12 protein-coding genes are annotated in these 12,316 nt (G+C 66.9%); 7 read left to right on the forward strand and 5 right to left on the reverse strand.

The annotated features are described in order from the left end of the window. Positions 1–46: 46 nt before the first annotated feature. Positions 47–193 carry a hypothetical protein gene (locus tag ACZ5TV_RS00260; protein WP_379780168.1) on the forward strand — a complete coding sequence of 49 codons (147 nt, stop codon included), beginning with the start codon at positions 47–49 and terminating at the stop codon, positions 191–193. A 58-nt stretch (positions 194–251) separates the two neighbouring features. On the opposite strand, the gene ACZ5TV_RS00265 is transcribed toward ACZ5TV_RS00260, so the two are convergent. Both ACZ5TV_RS00265 and ACZ5TV_RS00270 read right to left on the reverse strand, forming a co-directional pair. Continuing rightward, positions 252–956, reverse strand: coding sequence for a 6-hydroxymethylpterin diphosphokinase MptE-like protein (locus ACZ5TV_RS00265; protein ID WP_464383983.1), 705 nt, complete (start codon positions 954–956; stop codon positions 252–254). 297 nt (positions 957–1,253) lie between these two features. Further along, positions 1,254–2,504 (reverse strand): dihydropteroate synthase, encoded by a 1,251-nt coding sequence (locus ACZ5TV_RS00270; RefSeq protein WP_464383984.1) that lies wholly within the window; start codon positions 2,502–2,504, stop codon positions 1,254–1,256. 79 nt (positions 2,505–2,583) lie between these two features. Between ACZ5TV_RS00270 and ACZ5TV_RS00275 the strand changes: the two genes are divergently transcribed. Both ACZ5TV_RS00275 and ACZ5TV_RS00280 read left to right on the forward strand, forming a co-directional pair. Beyond that, a complete protein-coding gene (locus ACZ5TV_RS00275; protein WP_379783146.1) occupies positions 2,584–3,045 on the forward strand; it encodes an SHOCT domain-containing protein in 462 nt (153 codons plus the stop codon). Between the two features lie 104 nt (positions 3,046–3,149). Further along, positions 3,150–3,386: a DUF7120 family protein gene (locus tag ACZ5TV_RS00280; RefSeq protein ID WP_379783148.1), complete on the forward strand. Its 237-nt coding sequence runs from the start codon at positions 3,150–3,152 to the stop codon at positions 3,384–3,386. A 356-nt stretch (positions 3,387–3,742) separates the two neighbouring features. On the opposite strand, the gene ACZ5TV_RS00285 is transcribed toward ACZ5TV_RS00280, so the two are convergent. Together ACZ5TV_RS00285 and ACZ5TV_RS00290 are read right to left on the reverse strand one after the other, a co-directional pair. Next, on the reverse strand, positions 3,743–4,927 hold the full coding sequence (locus ACZ5TV_RS00285; protein ID WP_464383985.1) for an MFS transporter: 1,185 nt from the start codon (positions 4,925–4,927) through the stop codon (positions 3,743–3,745). A gap of 109 nt (positions 4,928–5,036) precedes the next feature. Beyond that, complete coding sequence (locus ACZ5TV_RS00290) at positions 5,037–6,215, reverse strand: M24 family metallopeptidase (RefSeq protein ID WP_464383986.1); 1,179 nt, start codon at positions 6,213–6,215, stop codon at positions 5,037–5,039. Positions 6,216–6,474: 259 nt separating this feature from the next. On the opposite strand from ACZ5TV_RS00290, the gene ACZ5TV_RS00295 reads away from it, so the two are divergent. From ACZ5TV_RS00295 to ACZ5TV_RS00310, 4 genes are all read left to right on the forward strand, one after another. Continuing rightward, entirely contained in the window at positions 6,475–7,359 is an 885-nt protein-coding gene (locus ACZ5TV_RS00295; protein WP_379783935.1) for an IS1595 family transposase, read from the forward strand. 221 nt (positions 7,360–7,580) lie between these two features. Continuing rightward, the gene (locus tag ACZ5TV_RS00300) at positions 7,581–8,558 is read left to right on the forward strand and encodes a transcription initiation factor IIB (protein ID WP_379780639.1); all 978 of its coding nucleotides are present in this window, start codon (positions 7,581–7,583) and stop codon (positions 8,556–8,558) included. Positions 8,559–8,703: 145 nt separating this feature from the next. Continuing rightward, positions 8,704–9,180: an NUDIX hydrolase gene (locus ACZ5TV_RS00305; protein WP_464383987.1), complete on the forward strand. Its 477-nt coding sequence runs from the start codon at positions 8,704–8,706 to the stop codon at positions 9,178–9,180. Between the two features lie 129 nt (positions 9,181–9,309). Next, positions 9,310–11,730, forward strand: a complete 2,421-nt coding sequence (locus ACZ5TV_RS00310; RefSeq protein ID WP_379780643.1) for a DUF7527 domain-containing protein — start codon at positions 9,310–9,312, stop codon at positions 11,728–11,730. A gap of 100 nt (positions 11,731–11,830) precedes the next feature. Here ACZ5TV_RS00310 and ACZ5TV_RS00315 read toward each other — a convergent pair whose 3' ends face one another. Further along, the gene (locus tag ACZ5TV_RS00315) at positions 11,831–12,136 is read right to left on the reverse strand and encodes a hypothetical protein (protein ID WP_379780645.1); all 306 of its coding nucleotides are present in this window, start codon (positions 12,134–12,136) and stop codon (positions 11,831–11,833) included. Positions 12,137–12,316 lie beyond the last annotated feature (180 nt).

The following is a 12,316-nucleotide window of genomic DNA, read 5'->3' on the forward strand; positions in this document are numbered from 1 at the left end:
CGACGAGACCCCGGCCGTCAGTACGACTCGCCCCGGGATCACGATAATGCGCGAGAACGGACACGAGCGGAGGGAACGACCGGACCGGAGCCGCCAGCCGAGACTTCGATGGGTCACGAAACGCCGGGTGCTCACCGGGATGGTTGGCGTGTTGATCGGGCTGTTCGTGTACGGGTTACTCCTGATGCTCTGACCCCCGTCGATCGAAGCGGAACCGGACCGATCGTCGGCGTGGTTTCGCCGGCGTTGGCTCAGTCGCCGAGCAGGTCCTCGAGCTCGCTGTCGACCCGCTCACGACGGTCGTCGAGGACGGTGAACGCCTCGTCGCGTCGCCGTTCGAGCACGCGAAGCAACCGGGCCGCCCACGCCAGTTTTCTCGCCTTCATCGGCCCCACGTCGGGGTCGTCGAACTCCCAGCCGGGGAACGTCAACCGAGCCGCCCCGACGTGGTCGGCGAGGAACGCCGCCCGATCGCCGTCGGTGAAGCCGCCGGTGTTCCGGACGGGGCCAACTGGGGCCGCCTGCGTGGTGGTCAGCGTCCACGCCGCGTCGAACCGGGGGAGCCACTCCCGGACCGCATCGAGGTTGTCGCCGTGGGCGTGCGCCGCGACGGGCACTCCCTCGCGAGTCAACTTCGCCGCAGTCTCCGGGTTCTTGTCCAGATCGGTGACCATGCAGTCGACGTCGATCCCGGCCGAGAGGAGGTCGTCGGCCGCGGTCGAGGCGGCGACGACGACGTCCGCCTCCCGGGCGAGCGAGCGGTCCGCGTCGTCGTCGAGACACGGCGCGGCACCCGCGACGGCGACCGTCGCTCCCTCCCAGTGAGACAGTCGGGAGAGCGGGAACGGGGTGGACAGGTCGGCCGCGACGTCGCGTACCCGCTCGTCGGCGGCGCGGTCGAAGCCGAAGTCCGTCAGTATCGTCTCGTACAGCGGTTCGAACTCGGTGAAGTTCACGTCGACACCCTCCGATCCGATGTTGTTACCCCGGTCGATGTGGCTGATACGGACGGCTCGGTCGATACGGACGGCTCGGCCGATACGGGCGGCTCGGTCGATACGGACGGCTCGGTCGATACGGACGATGTAGTCGCTCCGAGTGCACTGGTCGATCCGAGCGGTTCCAACGGTCCACAGAGCCGCCGCTGGCGAGAAGTGATACGGTATGGGCCGGAGTGGCACAGAGTACCCCTACCCGCGTGCCCTTCCGGCGTCCGGTTGAACAGTTGTCCACACGAGGGCATAAACTTTCTCTTACCTCAAAGCAGTCGATATCTCGTCGAATACGTGGTCGAGGCCGTTCGAAACGTCCGAAACCCGGGATCCCACGGTTTCGATCGCTTCGGGCGTGCCGACGAGGAGTCCCCGGGCCGCCGTCCCGGGGCCGTCCGCCGTCTCACCGACGCCGGCAGCGTCGACGGCGTCTGGACTCGCTGGTTCGCCGAGCGCGAACGCGGCCGGCCCGTCGGCGGTCGCGGCACGGAGGGCCCCGACGGCCGCCTCTGAGAGCCCGCTGATCTCGTAGCTGTGGACGACCGCTCGCTCCGCGACGTCGAGCGGGGCATCGAGCCGGTCGAGGTGGCGCTCCGCTTCCCTGACGGTGGTCACGTCGAGCTCCTCGACAGCCACCTCGGCGTCGGCATCACGGTTCGACGCGGCGGTATCAACATCCGACGCGGCGGCAACGCGGGTTCGATCCCGGCTGAACGCCGCGCCGATCAGCGCCGCGTCGCGCGTCTCGGCCACGTCGTGTGTGCGGATCACGTGTGCGCCGCGTTCGACGGCCATCGAAGTGGCCGCGAGCGACACCGGCAGTGCGGCCTCGGTGCTTCGGCCGGCGAGGTCGCGGAGGAAGTTCTTGCGGTTGATCGAGACGAGCAGCGGCCGGCCGTAGCCGCGGAACTCGCGGAGCCGGCGGAACGTCTCGCGGTCGTCTCCGAGCGTCTTCGCTTCCGACCAGCCGCCGAACGCGGGGTCGAGGATCGTCTTGTCCGTGAACCCGTTCATCGCGAGGGCATCGTAGATGTCGTCGACCGCCTCGATCGCCCCGGGTCGTTCGAGGTCGGGCGGCGACGCCATCTTCGAGACGGCGACATCGTGTTCGCGGCAGACGCGAGGCATCTCCGGGTCGGCGAAGCCGCAGATGTCGTTGACCATGTCGAAGCCGCGCGAGAGGGCGGCGTCCGCGACCTCGTGATAGCGGGTCTCGATCGACCAGACGGCGTCGCCGGCGGTCGACTCCATGGCCTCGACCGCGGTGTCGAGCCGCTCCAGCTCCTCCTCGGCCGAGAGCACGTCCAAGTCCTTGTTCGCGGACTCCAAGCCGACGTCGACGATGTCGGCCCCTTCGTCGATCAGTTCCTCGTCGACGTACGCCGCCGCCTCGCCCGGGTCGTCGTACACGCTCGGGTCGTACGGCGACTCCGCGGAGACGTTCAACACCCCCATGATCCGCGGGGGGTAGTCGTCGCCGATCCCGAGCCCCGCGGCGTCCACGTTTCGCATACGTGATCGACGGTCCCAACCCCTAAAGTGGATGCGAAACCGGCGGTATCGTTTTGTCGTTCCACGGAACAGTTCCGATATGGAATCGTCCTCCTCGCGTTCGCCCTCCCCGCGTGAGCGAGCCAGACGGAACGCGACCGGGATCGTCTCGACGGTCGTGACTGGAACCTGGCTCGCGGCGCTGTTCCTCGGCTTCGACTGGTGGCTGGCGCTGTTGCTGTTCGGTTACATCGTCGTGGTCCCCGTCACCGCGATGCTGTTCGGCGACGAGGACGACTGGGAGGAGTGGGTCGACGAGGGAACGTACGAGGACGTAGTCGGCGAAACCGACACGACCGAAGGGGACGTAGGCGGATCGCGGACGGCAGACACGAACAACGCGGACGCCCTGCAGCGGCTCCGAACCCGATACGCGAACGGCGAACTCACCGACGACCAGTTCGAGCGGAAACTGGACCGGCTCTTGGAGACCGAGACACCCGAATCAGCGGAGGAGTGGCGTCGGCGAGAGCAGGAACGCGATGTCGAGCGAGAGCGGTGAGTGATCACGGATCCGACACCCGTGATCGGAACGGCCGGCGGTCGTGTGTGCTCGGCGGGAACCGCCCATCGGGTTTAAAAGCGTCCGGCCGAAAAGGGGGGGTAATGCCGACCTTCGAACTGAACCTATCGGACGACGTGTACGCCGAGTTCCAGCAGCTTGCGGACCAGGAGTTCGTCACCGAAGAACAGGCCGCCGAGGAGCTGATCGCGTCCGGGATCGAGGCGTACAACGTCAGCGTGGTCGACGACGACCCACGCGACGAGATGCTCGACGGCGCTGAGAACAACATGTTCGACACCGCACAGGATCCCGGAAGTCTCGAAGACGACCGCTTATAAATCGACACCGGAATACTCGACGAGTGGTTATCAGTCGGTAGCGACGCGTGTGGCAGGTATTTATATTTGGGTCGCGGAGTCGCTCCACGACAGCTCGTCTTTCCACCAATCCGGGTCGAATTCGGTGGAGAAAGAGTCCTGTTCCGGCCGGTGCGCGTATATAAGCCGTTCACCGGCGTATATAAGCCGTTCACCGAGTCGATCGGGCGTGGCGTATCCGTCGGGTGCGTCGCATCCGCCGTCGGGTGCGTCGCATCCGCCGAGGCGTGCCGTATCCGCCGGGATGCGACGTGTCTGTCCCGCAGCTCGGTGGCTTCTCTGCAGTCGGTTGTGGCCGTTCCGCACACCGGTCGCGGTCAGTACGCGCCGCCGAGCAGGCGGTTCGCCAGCAACGCGGCCAGCCCTAGCGCCATCACCGCGGCGAGCAACCCGAAGGCAACGGGCCATCCCGCGAGGTCGGAGACGGCCCCCACGACGACGCTGCCGGACGCGCCGAACACCATGTAGACGGTCCGGACGAGCCCGAACCCGGCCCCGCGCTCGGCGTCCGAGAGCAGGTCCATGAACCGCGATTGCAGGGGCGCGCCCCACGACATCGCCAGCCCGACGAGGACGACCCCGGCGATCACGGGAACGACACCTGCCCCGTCGCGGGTGCCGACCACGAGGAGCCCGTAGCCGACGACGCCGACCGCCATCGTGAGCGTGACCGCGGCGTCGCGACCGATCCGGTCCGACAGCGACCCGGTCAGCGGCTGCGTCCCGCCGTGAACGACGAAGTACAGCGAGAAGAGGGCCGCGGCGAGCGCGGTGGAGAGCCCGCCGCCGACCTCGAGGAACGTCGGGAGGAACGACGCGGTCGCCTGCCAAGCGAACGCGCCGAGCGTCGCCAGCGCGGTCGTGTACAGGATCGGCGGCCGCGAGAGCAGCTCGGCGAGCGGGCCGAGCGCGAACCGCTCGCCCATCGGCTGGTCGGGCCGCCGCGGTTCAGTGGGGCGGATCCGCCACGCGAAGAGGACGAACACGGGCGCGGCGACGACCGCCCCGAGTAGGATCCCGACGCGCCAGCCGTACCGAGCCCCGACGAGCGCGGCCGCGGGCGGGGCGACGAGGCCGGCCAGCGGCCCGCCAGCGACGTGGACGCCGATCGCGCGGCCGATATCGTCGAACTGTCGGGTGAGAAACGTCGTCGCGACCGAGTAATGGAGCCCCGCGCCCGCGCCGAGGACGACGGTGAACAGCGCGAAGCCGACGATCGAGGGCGAGACCGCGATGAGCACCGAGGCGAGCAGCGTCGAGCCGACCGCCGTGAGGATCACCGCGCGTTCCCCGTAGCGGTCGCCGAGGACGCCCGACGGGAACTGCGAGAGCGCGTACGCGAGCCACATTCCCGAGAGCGCGAGTCCGACGGTGGTGTTCGTGACGGCGAACGTCTCGGTGATCTGTGGGACGAGCGGGCTGATAGCGAGCCGCGCGACCATCGTGGCGGTGAACGCGAGCGTACAGAGCGCGAGCGTCGTGTGGGCGTACCGCCAGTTCACGGTCGTCGTATCCGGTGGGTGTCAAAGCGGCTTCCGATCGCGGTCAGTCGGGCCGCGAGTTCGATCGGGACCGCGCCGTCACCCCGAGCGTCCGACCCCGGACTCCCGATCAGCCGACGACGAACTCGATCGGGTAGTCGGTCAGGTTCTCGTACCCGTCCTCGGTGACGACGATGAGGTCTTCGATCCGGATACCCCCGACCGCGGGGTCGTAGAGGCCGGGTTCGACGGTGACGACGTGGCCGGGCTCCAGCTCCTCGCCGCCCGAGGAGAGTCCGGGGGACTCGTGAACGTCGAGGCCGATCCCGTGACCGGTGGAGTGGATGAACCCCGTCTCCGTCTCGGGGTCGGTCCGGAACGTCGGCTCGCCGGCCGCCTCGTACACTTCGCAGGCAGCGTCGTGGACGTCCTCGCCGGTCGCACCGGGTGAGATCGCGTCGAGGGCGGCCTCGAACGCCCGCTCGGTGAGATCGTACCACTCCCGGGCGGTGTCGCTCGGCTCGCCCACACAGAACGTGCGGGTCATGTCGCCGTTGTACTTCGTCTCCTTCGACCGCGGGAAGATGTCGACGATTATCGGCTCGTTCGCGCGGAGCGGTCCGGAGCCGCGGTCGTGTGGGTCGGCCGCCTGCGTGCCGCCGGCGACGATCGTCTCGTCGAGCGCGCAGCCGTGTTCGAGCAGCGTCGTCTCGATCGCTGTCGACACGCGCTCGCTGGTGAGCGGGTCGCCGTCGTGAAGCAGGACGCCGGCATCCGCCGCGTCGTCGCTCTCGTCCGCCACGTCGGCGGCGGCGAGCATCGATTCGGCCCGACGCATCGCCGCCTCGTTTGCCGCCTGCGCCGCGCGGATCGCGGACACCTCCTCGTCGGTCTTCACGGCGCGGACTTCTTGGATGCGATCGTCGGCGTCGACGGTCACGTCGATCCCACGGTCACGAAGCGCGTCGGCGGTCCCGACGGGTCCCCGGGGCGGCATCAAGACGGAGTCGACGCCCTTGTCGCGGACGAACGCGGCGTACATGTCGTTCCGTTCCTCGCGGCCCCCGTACTCGTAGTCGTAGTCGGCGTGCCGCTCGACCGTGTCGGCGAGCGCTTCGTTCCGGGCTCGTCCGTACTCAAGGCCGCTGACGAGAACGTGGATCTCGCCGTCGGCGTACAGCGTCACGAACGGGTCCGGGCCCGTGAACCCGGAGAGGTACAGCTGGTTCGCGTCGTCCTGTGAGGCGTCGAGGAGGTAACCGTCGGCCTCGATATCGGAGAGCATCTCGTCGAGTCGGGATCGATGCATACCAGTTCGTGTCCCGCCGGGGACCAAAGCGGTTGTCCTCGCGGATCCCGGGTCGTGCGGGGACCAAGGGCGGTCGCCGTGGTGGAGTCGACACGGCGGTCCAGCCGAGAAACACGTACGAAACCGATTTATACTCGGCCGTTTCCGGGAACCAACACGAACGTTCGTACGCTCTTCTGTAGGAGATTGTTGATACTGCTGAGCTGCTGCTGTCGAGTCGAAGAGGACAAGGACACCGCGTCAGCGGTGTCCGACACGGATGATTCCGCTAGATGCGTTTGGGTCGGAATCGGTCGCAGCGGACCTGCTCCAACAGGTTCGCTGGCGTGACGGCGTTTCCTGTCCTCGCTGCCGTTCTGACCGAACGGTCAGAAACGGCAGCTATGGGCACTTTCAGCGGTATCTCTGTAAGGATTGCGACCGCACGTTCAACGATAAGACCGGCACCATCTTCGCTCACTCGAAGATCGCACTCCGCAAATGGTTGTTCTCGATCTACGCGTTTTTGCGGTTTAACACCAGCCTCAGGCAGTTACAGTGCGAAATCGGTGTCACCTACAAAACGATCCACAGGCGTGTCGAGCGCTTTGCCGAAGCGCTCGACGCGCCGTCACTCGATCTCCGTGGACCGGTCGAAATTGACGAGTTCTACGTTTCTGCCGGCCTGAAAGGCCGCGAGCGCGACCGCTGGTCGCGCTCTCGCGGCCTCGCCCGACGCGGGCGCGGAACATATGAACAGGACAAACCGCCCGTATTCGTACTCGTGGATCGCGGCACCGAGCAACGGTACGTTGTGCCAGCGAAATCCGCAGACGAATCAACGATCCGGCTCCTGCTGGCTGACCGCCAGCAGGAGCCTCTCACCGTCTATACCGACGGATTTCGTGCATACGATCCGCTTACAGAAGACGACCAATTCGACCGCGAATACGTCGTTCACGGAGACGGTGAGTACGCCGACGAGACGATCCACGTGAACACCTGCGAGAGCCACGCGTCGCTGGCGCGACGGTGGCTCTCGCCGCATCGAGGCATCTCAAAAGACCGCCTCACACAGTATCTCCGAGCGTTCCAACTCAGACGAGAACTCTACCGCAAACCCGGACGAAAAGCGCTCAAACACGCCATCAAAGCAACTCTCTGAAATCAACAATGTGCTACACAAGAGCGACGTTCGTATAACTCCGATACAGTTTCGCCCGCGATATCAACGATACGCACGGTGAAGATCGGGTTTAGCGGCCGTTTTCGGATCCGATACCGTCGCACACATTTAAGTATCTTCAGTCCTTACCCGGTAGTGAGGAAACTGATCCGAGACCTATCTGTCGGTCCCCCGGATTCCCTCCATTCAGAAACAACACAATGAGCGATAACGTTCGAACGTATACGGCGGAACACGTCGAGGACAGCACCGAATCGGAAACCGAAACGGCGACCGACGAGGAGCTCCGCTGTCCCGAGTGCGGGGGCCAGCTCGCCACGGACACGGAACACGGTGAGACGGTCTGTGCCGACTGTGGACTCGTCGTCGAAGAAGACGAGATCGACCGCGGGCCGGAGTGGCGCGCGTTCGACTCCGCGGAGAAGGACCAGAAGAGCCGGGTCGGTGCCCCGACCACGAACATGATGCACGACAAGGGGCTTTCGACGAACATCGGCTGGCAGGACAAGGACGCCTACGGCAAGTCGTTGTCGAGCCGCCAGCGGGAGAAGATGCAGCGGCTCCGCACCTGGAACGAGCGGTTCCGCACCCGCGACTCGAAAGAGCGCAACCTCAAGCAGGCGCTCGGCGAGATCGACCGCATGGCGAGCGCGCTCGGCCTCCCGGACAACGTCCGCGAGACCGCCTCGGTCATCTACCGCCGCGCGCTCGACGAGGACCTCCTACCCGGCCGCTCGATCGAGGGCGTGGCGACCGCGTCGCTGTACGCGGCCGCCCGACAGGCGGGAACGCCGCGCAGTCTCGACGAGATCGCTGGCGTCTCCCGGGTCGAAAAGGACGAGATCGCCCGGACGTACCGCTACGTCGTTCGCGAGCTCAAACTGGAGATCCAGCCGGCCGATCCCGAGAGCTACGTCCCCCGGTTCGCCTCCGACCTCGGGCTTTCCGACGAGTCCGAGCGTCGTGCGCGCCAGCTGCTCGATACGGCGAAGTCACAAGGGATCCACTCGGGCAAGTCGCCGGTGGGGCTCGCCGCGGCCGCCGTCTACGCCGCCTCGCTGCTCACCAACGAGAAGGTGACTCAGAGCGAAGTGAGCGAGGTCGCCAACATCAGCGAGGTCACCATCCGCAACCGGTACCACGAACTGTTGGAGGCGGAAGACGAGATCGCCGTCTGAGCGGAGTACACAAGCACCGTCGGTTTCTCGCGTTTCCATCGGGTTTCAGTCATCGACTAGGTCGGCCCGTGGCGCTTTGTTCCGTCCCAACCGAAGGACGATCTCGTCCCGGATCATACAAGCCGACCCGCGCCGAGCCGACGGTATGGAGACGACTCGCCACTTCACGGCCACGACGTACATCGTCAACGACGGGGCAACCGCCCTCCACGAGCACGGGCGGCTCGGGATCCGACTCCCGCCGGGCGGCCACGTCGATCGCGACGAGCTCCCCCACGAAGCCGCGCGTCGGGAGGTGCGAGAGGAGACGGGGTTGGAGGCGCGGCTCGTCGCCGACCGCGCGGACGTCGAGACGCCGAACGGGCGGCCGCTTCCGGAGCCGGCCCACCTGATGCTCCACGACATCAACGTTCACCCGGACGGGTCGGTCGGCCACCAGCACATCGACCACCTCTACTACGCCCGGGTTCCTTCCCGGGATATCGATCCCCTCGGTGACAACGAGGCGGACGCCGACGCGTGGACGTGGTACACCGCCGACCAGCTGGCCGCGGGCGAGTTCGACGCCGACGTGGTCGCGCTCGGGCGGGAGGCGATAGCGGTCGTCGGCGACGCCGACTGACCGGCGGGCGGGGGCGCGCGCAGTCTGGTTGGGGTCGCCGAACCGCAGTAGTCTCCCCGAGGACGCGTCAGACGGCCGTCTCACGGTCCGGAAAGTATTTGGGTCGCTGCGGGCGAGATAATCCAACGAATGGACGCACAGCGAAAGGAGGAGGTCACGGGATGGGACGCCCGGACGTTCTCCGACGGGTTCGACGGGCTCCGCGAGTTCACGGACCGGGGGTTCTCGGGAGCGGCCACCGACGGCACCGGTTGGCTGTTCTTCCTCGACGGTCGGGTCGTCGGGACCGTCGACGCCGACCTGGACGCGTTCACGGACGCCTCCGGGACGGCGTACGAGGCACCGGACGAGGCACTGCCGCTACTGTTCGCTATGCAGGAGCAGGGCGGCGAGAAACGGGCACAGTACTACACGAACGACACCCCGCTGTCGGCGGCCGATCGGAAGCTTTCGGAGGGCGGGTTCACCGGCTACGTCGAGCTCGCCGAGAACGTGCTCTCCGGCGACTACTACGTCGCGTACGCCGCCGGCGAGTCGATGGCGGCCGCGTACGTCGGGAACTCGCGACGGCTCGAAACCGGCGAGAAGGCGTTCGACCTCGCCGACGACGAGGTCGGGATATACACGGTGTACGAGGTCGATCTCGACGTTCGCGAGCTCCCTGCAGGGACGCAAACCGGGTCGGGCGAGGAACAAGCGGACGGTGACGACGGCGAGTCCGCGGACGACGCCGGAAACGACCTCGGGATCGCACCCGCCGAACCGCGAGCCGACGACGCCGACCGCAATGACGCCGGCAGCGACGCTGACAGCGGCACCGACGTGTCGACGGACAGCGACACCGACGCGGCGACCGACACCGATCCAGGCCGCCGGCGAAACACGGTCGCTGGCTCGAGCGACTCCGACGGACCGGCCAGTGAGGAGGAACCTGTCGTCCCCGGCGAGGAATCCGGAAGTGATCGATCGTCCGAGTCGGTCGACGCCGCGGGCAACACGGCGGGGACGGACGGTGTTTCGTCCGGTCGTGACGGGTCGGGGACCAGAGCGTCGAACCCTACAGAAGCGGGGACGAGCGCGTCGGCAGCGGACGGAGCGGAACGAGACGAATCGACCGCGGGGTCCACCGGCGTGGGCGACGACTCCGACACGGGCGGCGAACGGACCCAGAACCGATCCGTCTCGGCGTCGAGCGGCCGGGAGACGGACGCGTCGACTCGCACGGACTCCGGTGATGGAGGGGCGCCTGTAAACCCGGACGACGACGTGTTTTCCGAAGAGGCGGAGTGGCGGGAGGCCAAATCCATCCCCGCGCTCGACCCCTCGGAGACGAACGTCCGCGGGGAAGGTGGGTCGGATGGGACGGACGGCTCGCGACGGGAGGGGAGACAGCGAGCGAACACGAGCGGCCGAACCCGGACCGGCCCGTCAAGCGAGGGCCGGTCGGGGTCGGATCAGAGACGGTCGGAGGCCGGCGGGGATCGGTCGTCCCCGGAGCCCCGATCGACCGGACGCGGAACGAGTCAGGCTGCCGTATCGAAGTCATCTGGGGGAAGCGAGGCCGCCCGCGAACGGATCGACGAACTGGAGTCCGCGCTCGCTGAGCTGTCCGCGGAGCGCGAGTCGCTCGCGGAGGAGCGGGACGAGCTCGAAGCGGAGCTCGACGCGGCGACGGAGCGTCGGGAGTCGATAGCGGCCGAACGCGACGAGCTCGAGACGGAGCGGAACCGACTGGAGGCCGAAGTCGAAGAGCTCCGTTCGGAGGTCGAGCGCCTGCGCGACCGCCTCGCGGAGGCCGAGTCACAGCTCCCCGACGCGGACCGGACCATCTCGCCGGCGGAGGCACGCGAGGGGACGAACCTGTTCATCAGATACGACTCCAAGGGAGGTGCCACGCTCGACGACGCCCACGACGGCTCGGTCAGCCGCGAGGAGCTGCGGGACAACCTCCGGATCGAACACCACACGAGCTTCGAGACGGACGGGCTCCAAGTCGACGGCCGACCCTACGGGGCGTTCCTCCGGGATACGATGGAGTTCGGGTTCACTCGATGGCTCGTCGAGGAGCTCCCGTTCGAGGTCGGCGAGACCGGGAACGCGAGCGCGCTCCGCGAGCTGTACGACGCGCTGCCGGAGATCGACCGCGCCGAGATCGGCGGGGCCGTCTCGATCGTGAGCGTCGAGGACGGCGAGGAGGTCCGCGAACAGCGGCCGTTCGACCTCGTCCTTCGCGACCGGATGGGGAACCCGCTGTTCGTCGCCGACCTGAACGACACGCGGGCCCCGACGGCAGGGGGAACCCTGGAATCGCTCGTCGCCAACGGAGGGACGATCGCGGAGTCGAACGACGAGTTCGCCGGGGTGTTCGCGGTGACGGCGAGCTTCTTCGAGCCGGACGCGCTGGAGGCCGCGAGCGACGCCGTCGGCGGAGGGTTGTTCAACCGGTCGAAACGCAAGAGCTTCGTGAAACTCTCTCGAAAGCGCGGCTACCACCTGTGTCTGGTCGAGTCGCGCGACGGCGGGTTCCACCTGACCGTGCCGGACCTCTAACGGGTGATCGTTCCGGGCACCGTCGCTCGCGTCGGCCGGGTCGAGTCCAACGAGGGCGTCGTCCTACTGTGACGGCGAAAACACGTCCAATCTCGAAGAGTTAGCTCTCGACTTCGGCGGCGTCGTCGATCCGCATGGATCCGAGCTTCTCGACGGTCTCGTCGAGCTTCTCGTCGAGTTCGTCGACGAACTCGTGGGTCCGTTCCGTCGTGATAGCCCCCTGGCTGGACGGCTCGATGAGGTTCTCCTCCTCGAGGACGCGAAGGGAGTACCGCACTTTGTGATGAGGGTATCCCGTCTCGTTGGACATCTTCACGATACCGATCGGTTCGCTGTCGATGACCATCCGTAACACTTGGAGGTGTCGTTCCAACATGTCTACCTCTTTCTCGAGTCTATCTATCATGCCATATGTTAACTCGTCATGCCCCGTTTTAAAAGTTGCTGTCGACGGGGCGGCTGCTGCTTCCCTTTGCGGTACATCGTGTCAGTAGTTAACGGTTCGGATCTCCGTGTGACCTCGAGGCACGCGGGAGGGGAGAGAGGGAGAGCGGAACGCCAGACGTGGTGGGGGTGTCAGATCCGG

It is taken from the genome of Halorubrum tibetense (assembly GCF_055396225.1).

Excerpts from the sequence above, each read along its gene's own strand:
- ACZ5TV_RS00300 (WP_379780639.1), top strand. The coding sequence starts at position 7,581 with ATGAGCGATAACGTTCGAACGTATACGGCGGAACACGTCGAGGACAGC.
- ACZ5TV_RS00305 (WP_464383987.1), top strand. The coding sequence starts at position 8,704 with ATGGAGACGACTCGCCACTTCACGGCCACGACGTACATCGTCAACGAC.
- ACZ5TV_RS00290 (WP_464383986.1), bottom strand. The coding sequence starts at position 6,215 with ATGCATCGATCCCGACTCGACGAGATGCTCTCCGATATCGAGGCCGAC.
- ACZ5TV_RS00275 (WP_379783146.1), top strand. The coding sequence starts at position 2,584 with ATGGAATCGTCCTCCTCGCGTTCGCCCTCCCCGCGTGAGCGAGCCAGA.
- ACZ5TV_RS00295 (WP_379783935.1), top strand. The coding sequence starts at position 6,475 with ATGATTCCGCTAGATGCGTTTGGGTCGGAATCGGTCGCAGCGGACCTG.
- ACZ5TV_RS00260 (WP_379780168.1), top strand. The coding sequence starts at position 47 with ATGCGCGAGAACGGACACGAGCGGAGGGAACGACCGGACCGGAGCCGC.
- ACZ5TV_RS00270 (WP_464383984.1), bottom strand. The coding sequence starts at position 2,504 with ATGCGAAACGTGGACGCCGCGGGGCTCGGGATCGGCGACGACTACCCC.
- ACZ5TV_RS00310 (WP_379780643.1), top strand. The coding sequence starts at position 9,310 with ATGGACGCACAGCGAAAGGAGGAGGTCACGGGATGGGACGCCCGGACG.
- ACZ5TV_RS00315 (WP_379780645.1), bottom strand. The coding sequence starts at position 12,136 with ATGATAGATAGACTCGAGAAAGAGGTAGACATGTTGGAACGACACCTC.
- ACZ5TV_RS00280 (WP_379783148.1), top strand. The coding sequence starts at position 3,150 with ATGCCGACCTTCGAACTGAACCTATCGGACGACGTGTACGCCGAGTTC.